Here is a 20711-nt window from a genome sequence, read left to right as displayed (position 1 = left end):
TTTGCATGGTTTCGGCTGATGCGCGCCTTGAGGCCGCGCTGAGCGAGCGTGGCATCTGCGAAGGTCGTGCGCTGGAGCGTGCGCGGAACGTGGCGACCGAGACAGGGCAGTCTCTGGCGCTTGTTCTGCTCCAACTCGGTCTGGTCAGCGAGGGCGATCTGGCCGCGACCTATGCCGCCATGCTGGACGGAACCGTCCTGACACCGGAGGATCTGGCCGCCGTGCTGGAACCCGTCCTGCCCGATGCTCTCGGAGCACGGTTCCTGCATCAGGCACGGGCTGTCCCGCTGGATCATGCGCAGGGCACGTTGCGTCTGGCCATGGCGGATCCGCTGGATGATTACACCTCGGCTGCTGTTCAACTCGCCACGGGCTGTGAGGTCCGGCGTGAGGTGGGGCGGCCGTCGGATATTTCGGCGATTTTGAACCGGCTTTATCCTGAAGACGGCGCGGACACCTCCGGAGGGCAGGGCGATTTCGATGCGGAAGGGTCTGCTGCCGAGGACGATACGGACCGACTGAAGGACCTCGCCAGCGAAGCACCAATTATCCGGCTGGTGAACCAGTTGATTTTTCAGGCCGTGGAAACGCGGGCGTCGGATATTCATATCGAACCCTTCGAGGACCGGCTTGTGGTCCGGTATCGTTATGATGGCGTACTGCATGAAGTGGACAGCCAGAGCCCACGTCTGGCGGCTGCGATCGTGTCGCGCATCAAGATCATGGCCAAGCTGGATATTGCGGAGCGCCGGTTGCCACAGGACGGACGCATCAAGCTGGCCGTGCGCGGGCATGAGGTAGATTTCCGGGTCTCGACCGTTCCGTCACTGCATGGTGAGACGGTTGTCCTGCGTGTTCTGGACCGCACGACCGTCAGCTTCGACTACAGTCGTCTGGGCCCTGCGCCCTCCGTCATCGCGGCGTTCCGCTCTGCGCTGGAGATGCCCAACGGGATTGTTCTGGTGACGGGGCCAACAGGTTCGGGCAAGACCACCACCCTTTATACGGGGTTGGCCTGCCTCAATGCGACCGAGCGCAATGTCATGACGGTCGAGGATCCGGTGGAGTACCAGCTCTCGGGGATCAACCAGCTTCAGATCAGACCGGCCATCGGTCTGACATTCGCCAGTCTGCTCCGCGCCATTCTGCGTCAGGACCCTGATGTCATCATGGTGGGTGAAATCCGCGATACCGAGACCGTCCAGATTGCCGTACAGGCGGCTTTGACCGGGCATCTCGTGTTGTCCACCCTGCATACCAATTCGGCTGCGGCGGCGGTGACGCGACTGCGGGACATGGGGCTGGAAGACTATCTCATGACGGCCGTTCTGCGCGGTATTCTGGCGCAGAGGCTTGTGCGGCGGCTGTGTGAACACTGTCGCCGTGCCGAAGCTGTTGATCCGGCACTGGCGCAGCGTCTGGGTCTTGATCCGGGGGCGTCGCACACGCTGTGGCATCCGGTCGGCTGTGCGGAGTGTCGTCAGACCGGCTATAGCGGCCGCAGTGCCGTGGCGGAATTCCTTCCGACATCGCGGGAGATTTCCCGCCTCATCATGGCAGGGGCGGACCATTCCGAGATCGAACAGGTTGCTGTTGCGGCAGGAATGGAAACTCTGTTTCAGGCGGGCCTGAGGCTGGCGCTTGAAGGCGAGACGTCCCTTGAAGAGGTTTCGCGCATCATCGGGCATGACGGATGAGTGCGGCATCGGGTCCTTCTGAGATGTGGCACTACAGCGCGGTTGGTCCGGACGGGCGGCTGGTGCATGGCGACATGCTTGCCGGCACGGAACAGCAGGTGATGCAGCGCCTGCAACGGCAGAAACTGATGGTCGTGCAGGTTGCGCCCGCAACGCGGCGGGGCGCAGTGCAGGGCGGTGTGCGGGTGCTGCTGGGGCGACGCCATGCGCTTCGGCTGCGGCCTGCGGAGGTTGCGGATTTTACCCGCAAACTGGCAACCATGCTGACCGCCGGGCTCGATCTGGACCGTGCTCTCAGGTTTCTGGGGGAAACGGCCGTGGGGCCGCGCAATGGTCGGGTCATCGGGGCGTTGCGGGACCGGGTCAGGGATGGTGAGGCCTTTGCCGAGGCCCTTGAGACCATGCCCTCCGTCTTTCCAAAACTCTACGTGGGCATGGTCCGGGCCGGGGAAGCGGGGGGCGCGCTCGGCGAGGCTCTGCTGCATCTTTCGGAGCTGCTCGAACGGGAGAGAAAGCTGCGGGCGACCATCCAGTCCGCGATGATCTATCCGGCGGTTCTGGTCGTGGCGTCCGTGTTCTCGATCGTGCTTCTGCTGACGCAGGTGCTGCCGCAGTTCGTGCCACTGTTTGAAGAAAATGGCGCTACCCTGCCGCTGGCAACGCGGATCGTGATTGCGACGGGCAGTTTCCTGACGCATTGGGGGCTGGTGCTGCTGGTCGCTTTCGGAATTGCAGGCGTCAGTATTCACGCAGCGCTTCGGAAGCCTGAGCGGCGGCTTGTCTTTGACCGTTTTCTGCTGCGGGTTCCGATCCTCGGATCGCTGCTGCTGGAGATCATGGCCGCCCAGTTTACCCGCACGCTCGGCACACTGATGCAGAATGGTGTGCCCATTGTGGGCGCTCTGAGAATTACGGAAGGGGTGATTGGCAATACGGCGGGCGCGGCGTGTGTGAGTGAGGCCACGCGGGACATGCGCGAGGGGCGGGGTCTGGCTTATTCTCTGGAGCGGACGAAGGTTTTTCCCGAAGCCATGATTCATTTTTTGCGCGTGGGTGAAGAAACGGCACAGCTTTCGGCCATTGCCCTGCGATCTGCGGATATTCACGAGGATGCAAGCCGCGTCATCATCCAGCGTCTTCTGGCCATTCTCGTTCCGGCGATTACCATCATCATGGGCGTTCTGGTGGCCGGGATCGTCTCCGCGCTGCTTCTGGCGATGCTGAGCCTTAATGATCTTGCACATTGACGCGCAGGGCCGGGGGGATGCCGGTTTTACTCTTCTGGAAATCATGGTGGTGCTGGCCATTGCCGGGATTCTGCTCGGCGTTGCGCTGGAGCGGGGACCGCTACGGAGTGAGGCCCTCTCCTTTTCCGTGGCGCGGCGACAGGTTGTGGATCTCCTGCATCAGGCTCAGGATCTGTCTGAAACCCGCGGCGAAACCGTGACGGTTCTGCTGGACAGCGCGGAGGGGACGTTCCTGACGGTTGAGGGGCACACGCTCCGGACAACGCGCATTCACAAGCCTGCGCGGGTGTTCGTTCCGACGGTCTCTGGCGGGATGAGGGCGCGGGCGTCTTACCGGTTTATGGCGGATGGACGCGTGACGGGGCCGCCGCTGATGGTTGTTTTGGGGCATCATGCCGCCCTTGTCAGCTTCAGCGACGTAACGGGACGGATTCAGATCGATGAGCGCTGAACGACCGGTCCGCACTTTGCGCCCGGATCAGGGCTTCACGCTGCTGGAAGTTATCGTGGCTTTGATGATTGCGGGTTTTGCCCTGGCGGCCATGCTGGGTTCGATCGAAGCGGGGCTAGTGGGTGGAGGACGAGCGGATCATGGTCTGCGTCTGCTCTCTATGGCCCGGTCGCAGCTGGATGGTGCGCTGGCCATGCCGTCTTTCCGGCCGGGTTCGCAGACCTATGACATGCCTCCGCATTATCATTCCACCGTGGATATCCGCCAGATTGCGGCGTCTCCGGCACAGGGAGAGCGGGCGTCACTGGGGCTGTTTTCGGTCGAGGTGCGGGTGTGGGAAGACGGCGCGGCGCGGTCTGTGTCTCTGTCGGGGAGGGCAGTCGGGGCTGCCGTACAGGAATGACGCCGGGTGGGGGGGGAGGTTCGGGAGAAGACGGTTTCACGCTTCTGGAAATTCTGGTCGTGACGGTCGTGTTCGGGCTGCTGTCCGTCGCCCTCTGGCAGGGGGTGGGCGTAGGAACGCGCGGTTGGTCACAGGCGGAGCGACGCTATGGAGACGAGGCAACGTTTCAGGGGACGGAAGAGTCCCTGCGCCGTCTGATCGAGCGTGCGGAACCCCCCGATGCCCGGGGTGCTTCCGTCTTTTCGGGCGATGCAGAGCGGCTTGGTTTCGTGTCGTGGCTGCCGGAGCAGGGCGGTTACGGGAAGCAGGTTCAGGTGGCGTTTGGTGTGGATTCGGACAAACGGCTGGTTCTGCGCTGGCGGCGGTTCCGGCGCGCGGACTGCGCCCCGCAACCTGAAATTCCGCATGAAGAAACGCTGGCCCGTAATGTGGGGCGCGTTGAATTTTCTTATTACGGCGTCGTTGAGGGGCATTATGTCTGGCAGAAAACATGGGAAAGCCGGGCGCTGCCCCTGCTGGTCCGCATTCGGCTGGAACGCGTCGGAGGAGGGGACCTCTGGCCCGCCATTCTGGTGCGTCCGCTGCTCGCTGCTCCCGCGGGAGAGTAAGGACATGATGGCAGCCAATCCGGTCAGATCAGAAGGAAGATGTTTCATGACGGTATTGGCACGAACGTCTTACGCCGGTCTGTTCGGCAGTTTCCTGCTGATGGGGCATGCCTATGCTCAACCCCAAAAGGAGGCTCAAAGGGTCGATGTTGACTCCATTCTGGCACATCCTTTGTTCGAGCCTGATCGGCAGCCACGAAGCAGGGGCCCTGTGCAGGCAGGCGAACCGCAGGTCGTAGGAATTTCCGGTCATCCGGGAGGATGGCGGGCAATCATCAGGACCGGCGCTTCTGGGAGCCGCGGCAAGGTCGTGGCTGCCGGTGACAGAGTGGGCGACTGGAGCATCGTGGAGATTAGTGCGGGCGGAGTGACTCTCAAACGCGGGCAAAGCGTGCGGTCTCTTGCTCCGGTTTTTACGAAACATTCTTCTCAGGCAGCGTTTCGGCCACCGGGTACAACAGCGCCGAGTGCGCCCCCGAGTGCCCCGCCGACTGCTCCCGTTTCGGGGCAGTCAAAACCGACGTTTCATTTCGATCCGGCGTCCGGGGAAGCTCCGTGACAGTAATGTTTCAAACGATATCGCTTTTCACGAAACCATAACACTTCTTTTAATGGCTTTCATTTAGTTAACGCACTGTCTCATCCACTGTGTTGGCGTGAGCCGGTAAAGATGGTGTTCACCTGAACCTCTGGCACCTTGTTCCGGTCATGCCGTGCATCATGAAAGATTCCGCGACGTGTCTGCGAAGCGCACCAAAATTGCTCTGTCTGTTCTGCTCTCCCTATCGGTTGCCGCTCCTGCCCTCAGTCAGGCTCGTGGCTGGAATCCCTGGAATGACCAGTGGCAGGACCAGAATCAGGGTTCATTCCATCATGGGTCCGAAACACGGACTCCCATTCGCCATCTGGTGGTGATCTATCAGGAGAACGTCTCCTTTGATCATTATTTCGCCACCTATCCGAAGGCGGCAAACCCTACGGGAGAGCCGGGATTCAGGGCGCGTCGCGGCACGCCGACAGTCAATAACCTGCTCTCGCAGGGACTGCTGGAGCAGAATCCCAACACCAATCCGGCCAACGGATCTGACGCAGCGCTTCCGTTCCGTCTGGATCGTACTCAGGCCAGCACGGCCGACCAGAATCACGCCTATACGGCCGAGCAGATGGCCTATGACAACGGCAAGGCGGACCTCTTCCCGCTTTATACCGGTCGTGGAACATCCGGCGGCGTTGGTGCTTTCGGCACCAAGGGTCAGGTTCTCGGCTATTACGATGGCAACACGGTCACGGCATACTGGCGTTATGCACAGCGCTTTGCCATGAGCGATAACTCCTACACCGACACGTATGGCCCCTCGACCCCGGGCGCACTTGAAGTCGTTTCCGGCCAGACGAACGGTCTTCAGCTTCTGGCGACCACGCAGAAGCCGTCTACCGTTGCCAAGTCGTCCGCCTATGTGGCTGACGGCCAGGGCGGCTGGACGATGGTCAACGACATCGACCCCGGCTACGACGCCTGCTCCTCCAAGACCAATCAGGGCATGATGACGGGCCGCAATATCGGCGACCTGCTGAACGAGCGTGGCATCACCTGGGGCGGCTTCATGGGGGGCTTCGACCTCAGCGCCTCCAACACGGATGGCTCCACGGGCTGCGCGCGTACAACATATTCCAGCATCGTTTCGGAAAACGTTGCGGACTATATCCCGCATCACAACTGGTTCCAGTATTACCTCAGCACGTCCAACCCGACCCATGCCCGCCCAGCTTCGGTCAGGTCAATCGGATACAGCTACGTTCCGGGGACGGCGAAAAAGGAACCTGCAAATCATGAATATGATCTGAAGGATTTCTACGCCGCAGTGAAAGCCGGCAACCTTCCTGCCGTGTCTTTCGTCAAGCTCCCGGCCTATCAGGACGGTCACGCTGGATATTCCGACCCGCTGGACGAGCAGGTTGGCGTGGTTGATGTGGTCAACGCCGTTCAGAAGCTGCCGGAATGGCAGGATACAGCAATCCTGATCGCTTATGATGACTCTGACGGCTGGTATGACCATGCCTATGTCGCGCCGACACACGGCTCTTTCGACGCCTCTGCGGACCAGCTCGGTGGCGCAGGGATCTGTGGCACAGGCACGGCTCCGACGGGCGTTGGCGGAAAGCCGGTCAATGGCCGTTGCGGACCCGGAACGCGTATCCCGCTGATCGTGATTTCGCCCTGGGCCAAGCAGAACTTCGTCAGCCATACCCTGACAACCCAGGCCTCCATCGCACGCTTCATTGAAGACAACTGGCTGGGCGGCAAACGTCTGGGACAGGGTTCCTTTGATGCCACGGCTGGCAAGATCGACGATCTGTTCGACTTCCGTCACGAGCCCAATACGGAAACGCTTGAGCTCGACGACAACACAGGCGATATCGTTGCAACCCGTCACCCCCATCATGGCGGCCATCATCCTTTCGGTCATGATGACCTCCCGTTTGGCCATCACTCTGGCGACACGGCTTTCAACGACAACTCGCAGGGTTATTTCTCCTCCCTGCTGTCCTCGATCTTCTCCATGTTCTCACGCTACCTCTGATCTTCATGCCCGATTTTCACCATCGGATGCGGCCTCTTCTGGGTCGCATCACTCTTCTGGCACTTCTCTGGACGGGAAGTGCCCTAGCGCAGCAGACTGGCTCCTGCCTTCCCGCAGAGGATGGCAGCAATCCATGTCCTGTGTCGTTGCGGAGACCGGATGTTCATCCGCTCTCCCAGATGGCGGAAATCGGGAAACAGATCTTTCACGATCCTCTGATTTCCGGGTCTGGCCGACTGTCTTGTGCGTCGTGTCATGAACCCGGAAATCATTATGCCTCCTCGGCTGCAACACCTGTTTTTCTGGGTGGCGCGCATCTGGATCTTCAGGGGCGGCGCTCCATTCCGACCCTGACTTATGCCGAGCGGAACCCCAATTTCAGTATTGGTCCTGACAATCCGACCAGCGAAGCCGCACCTGCTATCGTGGCCAATGCGGCGGCTACACAGCGCGGTGGAAAAAATGCCGCCAATCCGGGCGCTGCGTCAGCAAATATGGTGCCGCAGGGCGGTCTGTTCTGGGATGGCCGTGCCGACACCTTGCAGGAGCAGGCTCTCGGCCCGCTTTACGATCCTGCTGAAATGGCCTCAACGCCAGAGAAGGTGACGGACCGCGTCACGCATGCGCCCTATTCGGAAACCCTGAAACAGCTTGCTGGTGTAAGCACCAACGCCTCCTCTTCGCTCCTGCTGGCCGAGGCGATTTTCGCCATGGCCCGCTATCAGATCGAAGACCCGGCCTTTCATCGCTACAACAGTAAATTCGATGGATGGCTCGAAGGACACGAAAAATTCTCCCCTCTGGAACGGGAGGGATATCTGGCGTTCAACGATCCCGTAAAAGGCAATTGCGCGGCGTGTCATGTCGATACGGTCGCCAGCACGCGCCTGCCGCCGCTTTTTACAGATCACCAGTACGAAGCCCTGGGAGCGCCGCGTAATATGGCGCTCAAGGCCAATCACAACCCGTCTTCCTATGATCTTGGGGTCTGTGATCGTCAGCCTGACGGGCGAACGGCTCTGAGCCTCTATTGCGGCATGTTCACCACGCCGACGCTACGGAACGTGGCCACGCGCAAGGTCTTTTTCCATAACGGGGTTTTTCGTTCTCTCGAGGACGTACTTGATTTCTACGCCCTGCGCGATCTTGAACCCAAACGCTTCTATCCGGTTTCAAAGACCGGGCATGTTGAGGCGTACAACGATCTCCCGGCCCAGTACCGTGCAAATCTGGACACGACCGATGCTCCGTTCGATCGCAAACCCGGTGAGCTGCCTGCTATGACCCCGCATGATCGCGAGGCCATCATTGCGTTCCTCAAAACCCTGACGGACCGTTGAGGGAAACAGTTTAGCAGTCCGGAATATCGTCAAAAGATTTGACGGACTTTTGGGTAGGGCTATGCAGGTGGCTGTGCCTGCATCACGAAGTGCAGCTCGCCGCCTGCGAGAACGTCTTGCTGATGCAGGAACGGAGTGTTCAGAGGCTGACCGTTGAGCGTCATTTTGCCAACATAAGGATGGGCGTCGTCCAGATTGTCGGCTGTGACCGTGAAATCATGTCCGTTGCCCAGATGCATGGTTGCGCGGGAGACGAAAGGTCGGCCGATTGCATATTCCTGACTGGCCGGGGCGACAGGATAGAAACCCATGGCCGTGAACAGATACCATGCCGACATCTGGCCCAGATCGTCATTGCCCGCCAGACCGTCGGGGCGCAGGGCGTATTGTGTCTGCATGATCTGTGTCAGGCGCTGCTGCGTTTTCCATGGCGCACCTGCATAATCATACAGATAGGCGACATGATGATCGGGCTCGTTGCCATGTGCATACCAGCCGATCAGACCGCTGATATCTTCGACATTCTTGAAAATCGCGGGATCGACCTTCGTGTCGAACAGTTCGTCAATCCGGGACGTAAATTTTTCACGCCCGCCCAAGACCTTGATCAGGCCCGGAATATTCTGCGGCACATACCATGAATACTGCCAGGCATTGCCTTCGGTATAGTCGCTTCCATAAGCAGCGGCGGCGGGGGTGAAGGGCGTGTGGAACGCGCCTGAGGAGGTGCGGGCGCGCATGAAGCGCGTTTCGGGGTCCCAGACCTTCCGCCAGTTGTCGGAGCGTTTTTCGAACGTGCGCGCCACGTCGGTTTTGCCCATCGCGCGTGCCATACGGGCCAGTGCCCAGTCGTCATAGGCGTATTCCAGTGTCTTGGACGCGCCCTCAGGCTCCTTGTCGATCGGGACGTAGCCGATTTTCATGTAGTCGGTCAGGTCGCCGTAAGGTCCGTAGGTTGCGCTGCGGATCATGCCTTTGAGCGCGGCCTCGGCATCGAAGCTGCGTACACCCGCCAGATACGCATCCGCAATGACCGGTACGGCGTGATAGCCGATCATGCACCAGGTTTCGAGGCCCTGATACGCCCAGACCGGCAGCAGGCCGAACGGACTGGTTTGCTGGGATGCGATGAGCGAACGGATGAAATGCGAACTCATATCGGGGCGGAGGATGGCCAGAAGCGGCTGCTGCGCGCGGTAAACGTCCCACATTGACCATGTGGAGTAGAACTCGAACCCGTCCGCGCGGTGACGTTGATAGTCCGGGCCGGTGAAGTCGCCGTTGGCATCCATGCTGAGCGTGGGGGCCAGCATGACGTGATAGAGCGCGGTATAAAACTGCGTTCGCTGATCAGGCGTGCCCTGCATGTCGATGACCGACAGGGCCTTGTTCCATGCGCCCAGAGCCGTGTTTTGCTGTGCGTCGAAATCCCAGCCCTGTCCTTCGCTGTCGAGATTGGCGACGGCGTTTTCTTCGCTGACCGGAGAGATGGATGCTTTGACGAGGAGCGGCTCTTTCAGGCGTCCGAAATCGAACACGCCTTCCAGTTCGCGGCCATTCTGCGCCTCATGATCGACAGGGTGGTTTCCGGGTCCGCCGAAGCCGCGATAGGCCACTTTCGTTTCGCGGTTATACAGTGTGCGTTCCGTCATCGGTTTTGAAAAACGCATGGCAAAACACAGGGTCCGCCCCGGCGCCCAGCCCCGCGTCGTCCGACAGCCCGAGACCGTGCCATCGGCGGCAACATGCAGCCGCGCCCACAGAACCTTGCCCGGATAGTCGTAGATGCTGGGCCTGAGGTCTAGCAGCAGATGGGCGGATTTACCTTTGGGGAACGTATAGCGGTGCCACCCGACGCGGCGGGAGGCGCTCAGTTCGGCGTGGATTTTGTAGTCGTCGAGTGTGACGGCGTAATAGCCCGGAGTTTCCACTTCCGTGGCATGGCGGAAGCGGGAGCGGTATCCGCTTTCCGGCACGGCGGCATCGCCGGGCTCCAGTCGCACGTCGCCCGCAATCGGCATCACCAGAACGTCGCCGAGATCGGAATGGCCCGCGCCCGAGAAATGGGTATGCGAGAAGCCCATAATCGTTGGGTCGTCATACTGGTAGCCCGCCGCCCAGGCATAGGCGTGATGAAAATCCGTCATCGCGGTATCGGGAGAGAGCTGGATCATGCCGAACGGCACGGTGGCACCCGGATAGGTATGTCCGGCCCCTCCGGTTCCGATGCGCGGATCTACCGCAGAGGCGGGAGAGCCTTGTGGCTGCGGTATGGTCTGGGCATGGACGGGCAGGAAAGCCGTTCCGGACAGGAGGGTTGCGGCCAGAAGGCTTCGGGCGAGTGTGGAAAGCGACATAAGGGCTTGGGGCTCCAGGAAATGAAATTCTCAGGGGGACGGGGCCTGCGCGTGGCCCAGCAGTTCAAACTCTCCAGCTTCGGCAGAAACGGGCTGGAGCACATGCCAGCGATACAGTCTGTGGGGGGTAAGGTCGGCTAGAAGGAACGGGCGTGTCTGGTGTTTCCATGGAAATGTTTCGTTCTCGCGATGGTCGATTTTCTGCCATGTCTTTCCGTCATCCGAAGCCAGTACGTCCCATGCGGACGGAGCATGGCCGGGCATGTCGGTGGAGGTGAGCGTATAGGCAAGCGCGGAAGCTCCGGCAGGGAGGGTGACGGTGACGTCCGTGGTTCCGATGGAAGCGGAGGTCAGGGCGTCGTTGTCGAACAGCGCGTCCGGTCCGGTATGGGTCGCCCCGGCGACATCGGTCAGATCGACCGCGGGGTCAGGGCTGTGTCCGGCCGGGGTCAGGGAGGGCAGCGACGCTTCTGGCGCGGTTCCCCAGTGCGACGGATGCGGCCCCATGCGGAACAGCAGGTCGCCTCCGTCCGCGATGTCGTCATGGCCCAGCCACCAGCGTGTGAGCGGTTTGCCGTTCAGGCTGACGGACTGGACGAAACGGTTGCGGTCGCTGATACCGGGTGCCCGGACTGTCAGGATGTGTCCTTTTCCGAGCGTCAGGCGCATGGTCTCAAAGCGCGGCGCGCCGATGGCGTAGGTCGGCGTGCCCATCCTCAGGGGATAGAACCCCGCCGCGCTGAAGACCCACCAGGCCGACATTTCGCCGTTATCCTCATCGCCCGGATAGCCCTGACCGATCGCCGTGCCGCGATACAGCCGGTTCATGACGTCGCGGATTTTATCCTGTGCTTTCCAGGGCTGACCGGCGGTGTCGTACATGTAGAGGATATGATGAGCGGGCTGGTTGCTGTGGCTGTACTGGCCCATGCGGATGTCGTGCATTTCCCGCATTTCGTGGATCACACCGCCATAGGCGCCGGTGTGATAGATGCCGGGTGTGTCGAAATAGGCGTCCAGTTTGCGCGCCAGTCCGTCGCGCCCGCCATAGAGGCTGGCCAGTCCCTGCCCGTCCTGAACGGGATCGAAGGCCATGGTCCAGGCGTTCGTCTCGGTATAGTCGCCGCCCCAGGCGAGTGGATCGAACTGCTCTTTCGGGACTCTCCACTGTCCGTCCGGGCGGCGACCAACGAAAAACCCGACATCCCGGTCGAACAGATGGACGTAGTTCAGAGCCCGGTTGTGCAGATACCAGCTTTCCGCCGCGTAATCGGCTTTTGTCGCATCGGGCGCGGAGGCGGACAGGGAGGAGGCCATTTCACCCAGAGCAAAATCATTGAGCGTGGCGGCATTGGACCATGACAGGGCTTCGTCCGTATCGGTGTCGGTATAGCCTCGGAACATGGAGCGGTTGAGGCCCTTGCGGCCCACGCCCGGATTGTCGGGCATGACGGTCGCATCCTTCAGGCCTGCGCGATAGAAGGCTGCGACATCGAAGTTGCGGATATGTTTGGCGTAGGCGTCCGCGAAGGCGACGTCTGCGCTCGTTCCGGTCATGAGGTCGGCATAGCCGGGCGAAGACCAGCGCGCGATCCAGCCGCCTTCGCGGTATTGCTGGACGAAGCCGTCGATCAACTGGCCGTCTTCCTCGGGTGTCAGCAGCGCGTAAGCGGGCCATGCCGTGCGGTATGTGTCCCAGAAGCCGTTATTAACGTAGAGCGGACCCTCCAGAACAGGAACGCCGGTTTGTGTCGGACTGTCGGGGTGCTGTCGAGGCTGGAACGGGCTGGCATGTTGCAGATGCGGTGCATCGATTGTGCCGACATTTTCAGCCGCGTTGTTGGGGTAGAGATAGAGGCGGTAGAGGTTGCCGTAGAGCGTGCGCTGCTCGTCAAGAGGTGCGCCGGGGATCTGAACGCGGTCCAGCCTGCTGTTCCACGCGGCTTTCGCGCTCTGGGCGGCTGTTTCCAGTGTGGCGCCGGGCGGCAGTTCGAGCGCAAGATTGTATCGCGCCTGATCGAGGCTGATGAGGGACGTTGCAATTCGGATTGTGACTGTGGGATCGGCTGTGGTGTCGAACGCGGCCCAGCCCTGTACGTCGTCGCGTTTCTGGCCGGTCAGGCGGCCTTGTGCGACGGCGGGACGATTAAATTCGAGATGGACATACATCCGACTTGCGCCGGTAGAGAGGTCGCTGGCGACATCCGTGTAGCCGTCCGCGCTGCGTCCGTCCGGAGCAATCTTCAGGCTGCCCTGATGGGTGATGTTGTCGAACACGACCTGTCCGCGCGCTGTGCCGCCGGGATAGCGAAAGCGCAGGATGGCCGCGTGGTCGGTCGGGGACATGTCCGCCGTGATTCCGTTATCCAGCGTGACGGCATAGCGGTAGGGCAGGGCGGTTTCGTGATCGTGCGTGAAGCCGATGGCGCGTGCGGTCCGGTCTGCGGAAGGCGCGTCTGGTCCGAGAGCGGGCATGATCTGGAAAGTATTGCGATCGCCCATCCACGGGCTGGGCTCGTGGCTGAGGGACAGGGCTTCGAGGCGCGGATGGTTATCGGGGCCGTTGCGTTCCTGATACTGGTAAAGCCAGTTGGAATTGCCCCGCGTCACGGGTGTCCAGAAGTTGAAGCCGTGCGGGACGGCCGCGGCGGGGAAGTTGTTTCCGCGCGAATAATGGCCGTTCGCATTGGTGCCGCGCCGCGTGTCCACGAGGTCGGCGGGCGTCAGGCTGGTTTGATCGGGGATATCGGCGATGGAGATCGCATCGAGATAGACGCGCCGCCGTGTGCCGTTGGGCACGCGAGAGGTCAGTTCAACGGCTGCGACGGTTCGGCCCGCAGCGATGTTGCCGAGAGGCACGTCCACGAGCGTCCACTGGTTGGGATAAAGTGCACGTCCTGCGCCCTGACCCTGCGCTGTCAGGGTAGCGCCGGACAGGTCGTGGGCACCGCGTGTGGAGGCGCGGGTGCCGTCGGTGAACAGGATATCGAGGCTGGTATCTGTCGCGTCGTCCGTCAGGGAGAGCGGGTCGGCGACAGGAAAAATGGCGTAGGTGAGATGCGACTGTCTGTTGATGCGAAGGGTGGAGTTCGGCTTTGCGATGACGGTCCGCAGGTTTGTCGCGGTGGCATCGAGGCGAAGGGTTCGGAGGCCGGTCAGACCGCTACCGGCACGAGCCGTGAGGACTTCGTCTTTCGTGGGGCCGTCCGCATTGGACAGGCTCCAGCCCGGGCCGGAGCCTGGCTGGAGGGCGAATGGCGCAGGCGCCTCCGCCATGCCGGAGGGCGCGATGGGTGCCGAAAAGGCTCGGGGCACCCCCATGACGGCTATCGCCATGAGGAATGCTGTGCGCGAACAGGAGCGCCTGATTGTGTTGTGCATCACGCCTTACAGTGTTGCCGTAACTCCGAAACGGAAGGCCCGCCCCAGAGCACCACTCTGCGCCCAGGACGAATTGTAGAGATAGGACCCATAGGTGCCAAAATCATACGGTGCCTTGAAACCGGCCAGATTGTAGATGTTGACGTAACCAGCCCACTGTTTGTTGAACTGGTAGTTCACAGTCATGTCGAGATCCCAGAAATGGCGGACGTTACACTGGGACGGATAGAAGCTGCTGACATTCTGATACAGGGCATAATTGCAATTTCCGGCCGTTCCCGGACCATCGTTGTCTTCCGCCGTCCCGTGATAGCCGCTGGTGTAATAGACGGTGAAGGTCGTTGAGAGTTTGTTCCAGGTGAAGGTGTTCTGCCAGTTGGCGCGCCAGCGGGGCGTTCCGGAGGCTGAGGTCGTGTTCCACGGGCCTTCGGTTCCGGCAAAGCGTTCGACGCCGACGCCCGGAATGGTCTGGTTGAAGCGGTGGACCCATGTTGCGTGGCCGTTGCTGTACCAGTTGATCATCTTCAGGGGGCCGGGGAGGCGATGGGTGATCGAAAGGTTGAGATCCACGCCGTCGGTCATCATGCTGTTGGCATTGATGTAGGACGATTCAATGATGCCCGCACGGCGCGGCGCGTCAGGATGTAGCGGGTCCGCAATGTCCGGGACGACGGTATTGCCGTCGATCATGACCGTCTGGTTGGTGTTCATGGCCTCGTAGGCCGCCGCCACGGTTGCTGCCGGGGTCGGGTTGGAGACGATGACGTTCTTCTCGCGAATATACCAGTATTCTGCGCTGAACGTCATCCACGGGAAGGGATGAAAGACCGGACCACCCGTGAAGGTGTTGTTTGTCATGGGTTTGAGGTCTGGATTGCCGACGCTCTGGCCGCCGAGGCTGTAAGCCTGTGCGTAGCTGTCCTTGCTGCCGTTGGCATCCAGATGCTGGTTGATCCAGGTCAGGTTTGACGGGCCATAGGACGTATAGCCAATGGTGGTGCCGTTGGTTTCATAGAAACTCGGAACCTGAAAACCCTGCGACCATGTCCCACGGAGCATGAACTCCTTGCTTGGCTTGAACGTGACGCCGATTTTTGGAGAAAAATGGCTGAAGCCTGTGGAATAGGAGTCGTAACGCCCCTGGAAATCGGCGTTCAGCATTTTCACAATGGGTGCGTTCAGTTCGAAATAGCCGGAATAGACGTAACGATGGCCGATCGCGCTGAACGGGTTGATGCTTTCGTACTGGTTGTTGACATCTGTAGTGTCGACCGGGTTGGCGTTGGGGGCGCTGAAGCCTTCATAACGGACGTTTGTACCGATCGCGAGGTTCAGCATGCCGCCGGGCAGTCGGACGAGCCCCTTGGTGACGGACGCCTGCCAGGAATATTCTTCCGTCTTGGAATGGACGATTTCTGTCGGCGCGATGGCGTTCTTTGCTGCGGTGGAATTGGCGCTCTGATCGACGAAGTTATAGGTGCCGTTCTCAATCGCATTATTGAGATCACCGATATTGATGTAATTGCCGTATTTCGTTGAAAGATCGGTATTCATGCCGACCATGCTGGAATCATAGTTCCAGTCGCCGCCCCAGCTTGAAGGCTCCCAGCCTGTCAGATGCATGGAGCCGCGGTAATTCTGAGAGAACTGTGTGACCTCTGTAGGGTCGATGAAACGTCCGTAAAGCTGTGCGCTTTCGTTAAGCGACGCATAGGGATTGTTGGGGTTTAGGGAGCCGTCGGGCAGATAGGCCGGGGCAAGCACGCCTTTGCTCGTTCCGAGCTGCGACTGTGTGTTGGCATAGAACGCGCTGGGTGTGCCGGTGTAGGAGGACAGGTTCTGGGAATAGGTGAACATGCTCACGAGCTTGGCGCGCGGTCCGAGCTTGACCGTGAGATGCGCGGTGGCCTCCACACGGCGGTCATAAGGTGAGATCACGCTGTATTTCGAGACGGTGTCCTGCTGACACAGGCTGCTGACGGAACCCGTCGGCGTGCCGGTTACATAGCCCGAATGTGCGCCGGACAAACCGTTACAGCCCGAAGTAGGATTGAGTAACTGATAGCCGCTGAGGGATTTGCCGCTGCTGTCGACGGCTTTGGCCACGACGCCTGTGGTCTGCGTGACAGCATTGCTGAATGTTCCATCCGGGCCAAGGATGTTTCCGTCCGCGTTGCCGCCGCCGATACCTGTCAGGTTGCTGGTGTTGTAAGGATAGCCGAGCTGGCTGTTGGTAATCATGTCATCGGACTGATATTCCGAATTGACATAGAAATTGTAGCCATCCTTCTCCACATCGCCCACGCCGTAATTGGCGTAAAGACGCTGATGGCCGCCATATCCAGCCTGATTGAGGCCGCCTTCGGCGTTGCCTTCGAAGCCCTTGATCTGTTCGCGCGTGATCATGTTGATGACGCCGGCCACGGCGTCAGCACCATAGAGTGCGGAGCCGCCATCCTGCTGTACGTCGATGGTCTGCACCAGAGACGCGGGCATCCAGTTCGTATCAACAAAGTTACGCGCCCCATCGTCGCCCGCGGGATAATAGGACAGACGCATGCCGTCCATCATCACGAGCGTTGCGGATGTCTGAAGGCCGCGGAGGGAGGGGGCGGATGCGCCGCCTGCGAAGGCGCCGTTTGCGGAGAAGGCGTTGGTCAGGTTGCCGGAACCGTTGGACGACAGAAGCTGAAGGGCGTCGGTCACGGTCTTGATGCCGCGTTGCTGGAGCTGTTTGGCGGTGATCTGTTCGATCGGAGACGCGCTGCTCAGGTTCTTGTCGTGGAACAATGTGCCCGTGACGACGACGCTTTCTGCGCGGGTTGAATTGACGCCGGTTGCGGAGGCTTTTTGCAACACCGCCTTGCGCGATGATGTGGTTGCCAATGTTTTGCCCGTGGCAGCACGGCTTTGGGACTTGGTCTGTTTGGGGGCGGCAGTGCTGTCCTGGGGCGCACTGACGGTCTGTGCCTGCGCGGAGCCAGTGAGGGCTGTGACGGCGGCCCCGGTGAGCGCGGAAAAGGCGAAAAGCATGATGTTCCGACGTGGTGCTGATCTGGCTTTCATAAAAACACAATCCTCACGTTGGATGGGAAACTGGTGGATTCGTTACCGGATAATGTCATTCCGTAAAAACAACATAATTCGCCTGATAGCTTGGCTTTACTGTCGAAAAAACTGTTTATTCTTCAGTCAAAAATTTAATGCCTGTGTGTTGCCTAAAAACATACCTAAAGTTCAATGTTACTCTCCGAAACAATTTCCATAGAATAATTTTGTTATTTCATAGGAATAATAAAATCTATAATCTGCATGTTGTGTCCTTATCCCGAGCTGATGAGCGAATTCTCGAAAATTTGTGACTGCCCCATATCAAGGCGCCCTCTCGTTTTCGTGACAATAAATCGGCCTCAAACTTCAAGGCGAACACCTTTCGCCAGATCTGTCGGGTCTTGATCTTTCTGCTCTTCTCCAGCACTGTCGAACTCTGTCAGGGGAGTCCCGCCTAGGGGACTGAGAGGCCAATTGGTGACGTCGGGAAACCGGCGCCACGGTGAGGCGACCCTTTGAACCTGACCCAGTTGATGCTGGCGTAGGAAGACCGGAGGGCGTGTCCCTCTCGGGCCGTTTTGGCCTTTTCCGTGTCCGTTATCGGGCACTGGGGGCGGCGGCTCCCTTTCTGCCTCACGTTTCTTGGGTCTTTTCGAGTGCGCTTGAGGAGACACCACATGAACGCTTCCATTCCCGCTATTACGACCGGCCCTTTGCCGGCCTCCAGCAAAATCCATGTCCGTGGCGTGCATCACGATATCGCGGTGCCGCTGCGGCAGATTGCGGTTTCGGGTGAATGTCCGCTGAATGTCTATGACAGTTCAGGGCCTTATACCGATTCCTCCGTCAGCATCGATATCGCCAAGGGCCTGTCGGACAGCCGGGGCAACTGGCTTCGCGATCGTGGGGACGTGGAAGAGTATGAAGGGCGGACGATCACCTCGGCCGATAACGGTTTTGCACAGGGTGACCGACTGACTCCGAGCTTTCCGCAGCAACGTCGTCCTCTGAGGGCCGTTGGAGATCGCGCGGTGACACAGATGGCTTATGCCCGTGCGGGGATCATCACGCCGGAAATGGAATTCGTCGCCATCCGCGAGAATATCGGCCGGACGGAAGCCCTGAAAGAGGCGCGCGACGGCGAGGATTTCGGAGCCAGCATTCCGGATTTCGTGACGCCGGAATTCGTGCGGCAGGAAATTGCCTCGGGTCGCGCCATTATTCCTGCCAATATCAATCATCGCGAACTTGAACCGATGATTATTGGCCGGAACTTCCTTGTGAAGATCAATGCCAATATCGGCAACTCGGCCGTGACGTCTTCGATGGAAGAAGAAGTCGAGAAAATGGTGTGGTCCATCCGCTGGGGCGCGGATACGGTCATGGATCTCTCAACGGGCCGGAACATTCACAACATCCGCGACTGGATCATCCGCAACGCCCCCGTGCCGATCGGGACGGTTCCGCTCTATCAGGCGCTGGAGAAGGTCGGGGGCATTGCAGAAGACCTGACATGGGAAATCTTCCGCGACACGCTGATCGAACAGGCGGAGCAGGGGGTGGATTATTTCACCATCCATGCCGGTGTGCGTCTGCACATGATCCCGCTGACGGCGCGTCGCGTGACGGGCATTGTCTCCCGCGGTGGCTCCATCATGGCAAAATGGTGCCTGCATCATCATCGCGAGAGCTTCCTGTATGAGCATTTCGCGGAAATCTGCGATATCTGCCGCCGTTATGACGTGTCGTTCTCGCTGGGCGACGGCCTGCGCCCTGGTTCGATTGCGGATGCCAATGACGCCGCGCAGTTCGCAGAGCTGGAAACCCTTGGTGAACTGACGAAAATCGCGTGGGCGAAGGACTGTCAGGTCATGATCGAAGGGCCGGGTCATGTGCCGATGCACAAGATCAAGGCCAATATGGACAAGCAGCTCGAACATTGCCACGAGGCACCCTTCTACACGCTTGGCCCACTAACGACCGATATCGCACCGGGTTACGACCACATCACCTCCGCCATCGGCGCGGCGATGATCGGCTGGTTCGGCACGGCGATGCTTTGCTATGTGACCCCCAAGGAACATCTGGGCCTGCCGGACCGGAACGACGTCAAAACCGGCGTTATTACCTACAAGCTCGCAGCACATGCGGCGGATCTGGCGAAGGGGCATCCGGGCGCGCAGATGCGTGACGATGCGCTGTCCCGCGCGCGGTTCGAGTTCCGGTGGGAAGACCAGTTCAATCTGGGCCTTGACCCCGACACGGCGCGCTCCATGCATGACGAGACCCTCCCGAAAGAGGCGCACAAGGTCTCGCATTTCTGCTCGATGTGCGGGCCGAAATTCTGTTCGATGAAGATCTCCCATGACATCCGGGCAGAAGCGGAAAAGCAGGCCGGGATGGAAGAAATGGCCGGGAAGTTCCGGGAAGGCGGGGAGCTTTATGTTCCCGTGACGGAACCGGCGGAATGATCCATTCCGTCCTGGGGGAGGGGGTAGCGGCGCTATGTTGCGCCACGGCCCTTTCCGACCGGGGTCTTGACGTGGAAGTCATCGTCCCGGAGGGCAGTCCAGAGGCGGCGTCACGGTTTGCCGGGGGGATGCTGGCTCCGTTCTGCGAGGGGGAAAGCGCGCCCGACCTGATCGTGGCGCAGGGGCAGGCGGCGGTGGACTGGTGGACGGCCCATGTTCCGGGCGTCACACGGCGCGGCACGCTTGTTGTCGCCCCCCCGCGTGATGGCGCTGAACTGGACCGCTTCGCCCGCGCTACGCAGCAGCACGACTGGGTCGTCCCCGGCGATCTGGAGCCGGATCTGGAGGGGCGGTTTGCACGCGGACTGTTTTTCCCGACCGAAGCGCATCTGGACCCGCGCAAAGCGCTCGCCAGTCTGCGTGACAGCCTGCTGGCGAAAGGCGTGACCTTCCGTTCCGGGACGCCGCGCGGTCATGTCGTGGACTGCCGGGGGTTGGCTGCTCGGGATAGTCTCGCCGATCTGCGTGGCGTGCGGGGTGAAATGCTGATCGTGCATGCCCCGGACGTATCGCTGACACGGCCGGTACGGCTGCTGCATCCGCGCTTTCCCTGTTACGTCGTGCCAAGGGACGGGGATCGGTACATGCTCGGGGCGACCATGGTGGAAAGCGCCCGGCCGGGGCCAGTGACGGCGCGGGCTGCGATGGAACTGCTTTCGGCGACCTACACGCTTCATCCGGGCTTTGCCGAGGCTGAAATCCTTGAACTGGGCGCGGGGCTGCGCCCGTCTTTTCCTGACAATATCCCGGCTGTCCGCCATGTCGGGGGGCGGAGTTACGTTAACGGGATGTATCGCCACGGTTTCCTGATGGCGCCCGTCTGCGCCGAGCAACTGGCGGCAGAACTTGCGGAGGTTTATGCGCATGCGGATTGATCTGAACGGCGAGGTCATCAGGACACAGGCCTTGACGCTGGCTGACCTGCTGACCGAACAGGGTTTCGATGCCCCCTGTGTGGCGACGGCCCTGAACGGCGATTTCATTGCCCGTTCCATGCGTGACGCAACCCGTCTGGACGAGGGCATGAAGGTCGAAGTCCTGTCTCCGATGCAGGGAGGCTGAC

General features: G+C 60.4%; 14 protein-coding genes and 1 riboswitch. Of the genes, 11 read left to right on the top strand and 3 right to left on the bottom strand.

The features are described from left to right. Positions 1-5 precede the first annotated feature (5 nt). From ABDK74_RS06895 to ABDK74_RS06860, 8 genes are all read left to right on the top strand, one after another. Positions 6-1697, top strand: a complete 1692-nt coding sequence (locus tag ABDK74_RS06895) for an ATPase, T2SS/T4P/T4SS family (RefSeq protein WP_346003241.1) — start codon at positions 6-8, stop codon at positions 1695-1697. Continuing rightward, entirely contained in the window at positions 1694-2944 is a 1251-nt protein-coding gene (locus ABDK74_RS06890) for a type II secretion system F family protein (protein WP_346003240.1), read from the top strand. Before ABDK74_RS06895 ends, ABDK74_RS06890 begins: the two co-directional genes overlap by 4 nt. Continuing rightward, positions 2928-3395 (top strand): type II secretion system protein, encoded by a 468-nt coding sequence (locus tag ABDK74_RS06885; RefSeq protein ID WP_346003239.1) that lies wholly within the window; start codon positions 2928-2930, stop codon positions 3393-3395. The genes ABDK74_RS06890 and ABDK74_RS06885 overlap by 17 nt, the downstream gene beginning before the upstream one ends. Further along, positions 3385-3798 carry a type II secretion system protein gene (locus tag ABDK74_RS06880; RefSeq protein WP_346003238.1) on the top strand — a complete coding sequence of 138 codons (414 nt, stop codon included), beginning with the start codon at positions 3385-3387 and terminating at the stop codon, positions 3796-3798. The genes ABDK74_RS06885 and ABDK74_RS06880 overlap by 11 nt, the downstream gene beginning before the upstream one ends. Further along, positions 3795-4406: a prepilin-type N-terminal cleavage/methylation domain-containing protein gene (locus tag ABDK74_RS06875; protein WP_346003237.1), complete on the top strand. Its 612-nt coding sequence runs from the start codon at positions 3795-3797 to the stop codon at positions 4404-4406. Before ABDK74_RS06880 ends, ABDK74_RS06875 begins: the two co-directional genes overlap by 4 nt. Positions 4407-4452: 46 nt before the next feature. Beyond that, positions 4453-4965 carry a hypothetical protein gene (locus ABDK74_RS06870; RefSeq protein WP_346003236.1) on the top strand — a complete coding sequence of 171 codons (513 nt, stop codon included), beginning with the start codon at positions 4453-4455 and terminating at the stop codon, positions 4963-4965. Positions 4966-5314: 349 nt separating this feature from the next. Further along, on the top strand, positions 5315-6988 hold the full coding sequence (locus ABDK74_RS06865; RefSeq protein WP_346004182.1) for an alkaline phosphatase family protein: 1674 nt from the start codon (positions 5315-5317) through the stop codon (positions 6986-6988). 5 nt (positions 6989-6993) lie between these two features. After that, positions 6994-8328, top strand: coding sequence for a cytochrome c peroxidase (locus ABDK74_RS06860; protein ID WP_346003235.1), 1335 nt, complete (start codon positions 6994-6996; stop codon positions 8326-8328). 59 nt (positions 8329-8387) lie between these two features. Here the strand turns inward: ABDK74_RS06860 and ABDK74_RS06855 are convergent, their stop codons facing one another. The 3 genes from ABDK74_RS06855 to ABDK74_RS06845 are packed head-to-tail and all read right to left on the bottom strand — an operon-like array spanning position 8388 to position 17132. Further along, entirely contained in the window at positions 8388-10685 is a 2298-nt protein-coding gene (locus ABDK74_RS06855; protein ID WP_346003234.1) for a GH92 family glycosyl hydrolase, read from the bottom strand. A 30-nt stretch (positions 10686-10715) separates the two neighbouring features. Continuing rightward, positions 10716-14021, bottom strand: coding sequence for a GH92 family glycosyl hydrolase (locus ABDK74_RS06850; RefSeq protein WP_346003233.1), 3306 nt, complete (start codon positions 14019-14021; stop codon positions 10716-10718). Between the two features lie 51 nt (positions 14022-14072). Beyond that, positions 14073-17132, bottom strand: coding sequence for a TonB-dependent receptor domain-containing protein (locus ABDK74_RS06845; RefSeq protein WP_346003232.1), 3060 nt, complete (start codon positions 17130-17132; stop codon positions 14073-14075). A 416-nt stretch (positions 17133-17548) separates the two neighbouring features. Further along, positions 17549-17682: riboswitch (TPP riboswitch) on the top strand. A 112-nt stretch (positions 17683-17794) separates the two neighbouring features. Here ABDK74_RS06845 and thiC point away from each other — a divergent pair. From thiC to thiS, 3 genes are read left to right on the top strand one after another with little or no spacing between them, the layout of a single operon-like run. Continuing rightward, complete coding sequence (thiC, locus tag ABDK74_RS06840; protein WP_346003231.1) at positions 17795-19588, top strand: phosphomethylpyrimidine synthase ThiC; 1794 nt, start codon at positions 17795-17797, stop codon at positions 19586-19588. Further along, the gene (locus tag ABDK74_RS06835; protein ID WP_346003230.1) at positions 19585-20523 is read left to right on the top strand and encodes an FAD-dependent oxidoreductase; all 939 of its coding nucleotides are present in this window, start codon (positions 19585-19587) and stop codon (positions 20521-20523) included. Before thiC ends, ABDK74_RS06835 begins: the two co-directional genes overlap by 4 nt. Beyond that, the gene (thiS, locus tag ABDK74_RS06830; RefSeq protein ID WP_211576047.1) at positions 20513-20710 is read left to right on the top strand and encodes a sulfur carrier protein ThiS; all 198 of its coding nucleotides are present in this window, start codon (positions 20513-20515) and stop codon (positions 20708-20710) included. Before ABDK74_RS06835 ends, thiS begins: the two co-directional genes overlap by 11 nt. Position 20711 lies beyond the last annotated feature (1 nt).

This window comes from Gluconobacter sp. OJB (assembly GCF_039638275.1).
GTDB classification, from domain to species: domain Bacteria; phylum Pseudomonadota; class Alphaproteobacteria; order Acetobacterales; family Acetobacteraceae; genus Gluconobacter; species Gluconobacter cerevisiae.
This window is presented reverse-complemented; position numbering and strand designations above follow the sequence as displayed.

Bases quoted from the DNA above. Each gene is read 5' to 3' on its own strand.
- ABDK74_RS06880 (WP_346003238.1), top strand. From the start codon at position 3,385: ATGAGCGCTGAACGACCGGTCCGCACTTTGCGCCCGGATCAGGGCTTC.
- ABDK74_RS06875 (WP_346003237.1), top strand. From the start codon at position 3,795: ATGACGCCGGGTGGGGGGGGAGGTTCGGGAGAAGACGGTTTCACGCTT.
- ABDK74_RS06895 (WP_346003241.1), top strand. From the start codon at position 6: ATGGTTTCGGCTGATGCGCGCCTTGAGGCCGCGCTGAGCGAGCGTGGC.
- ABDK74_RS06845 (WP_346003232.1), bottom strand. From the start codon at position 17,132: ATGAAAGCCAGATCAGCACCACGTCGGAACATCATGCTTTTCGCCTTT.
- ABDK74_RS06860 (WP_346003235.1), top strand. From the start codon at position 6,994: ATGCCCGATTTTCACCATCGGATGCGGCCTCTTCTGGGTCGCATCACT.
- ABDK74_RS06850 (WP_346003233.1), bottom strand. From the start codon at position 14,021: ATGGCGATAGCCGTCATGGGGGTGCCCCGAGCCTTTTCGGCACCCATC.
- ABDK74_RS06885 (WP_346003239.1), top strand. From the start codon at position 2,928: ATGATCTTGCACATTGACGCGCAGGGCCGGGGGGATGCCGGTTTTACT.
- ABDK74_RS06855 (WP_346003234.1), bottom strand. From the start codon at position 10,685: ATGTCGCTTTCCACACTCGCCCGAAGCCTTCTGGCCGCAACCCTCCTG.
- ABDK74_RS06835 (WP_346003230.1), top strand. From the start codon at position 19,585: ATGATCCATTCCGTCCTGGGGGAGGGGGTAGCGGCGCTATGTTGCGCC.
- ABDK74_RS06870 (WP_346003236.1), top strand. From the start codon at position 4,453: ATGACGGTATTGGCACGAACGTCTTACGCCGGTCTGTTCGGCAGTTTC.
- thiS (WP_211576047.1), top strand. From the start codon at position 20,513: ATGCGGATTGATCTGAACGGCGAGGTCATCAGGACACAGGCCTTGACG.
- thiC (WP_346003231.1), top strand. From the start codon at position 17,795: ATGAACGCTTCCATTCCCGCTATTACGACCGGCCCTTTGCCGGCCTCC.
- ABDK74_RS06890 (WP_346003240.1), top strand. From the start codon at position 1,694: ATGAGTGCGGCATCGGGTCCTTCTGAGATGTGGCACTACAGCGCGGTT.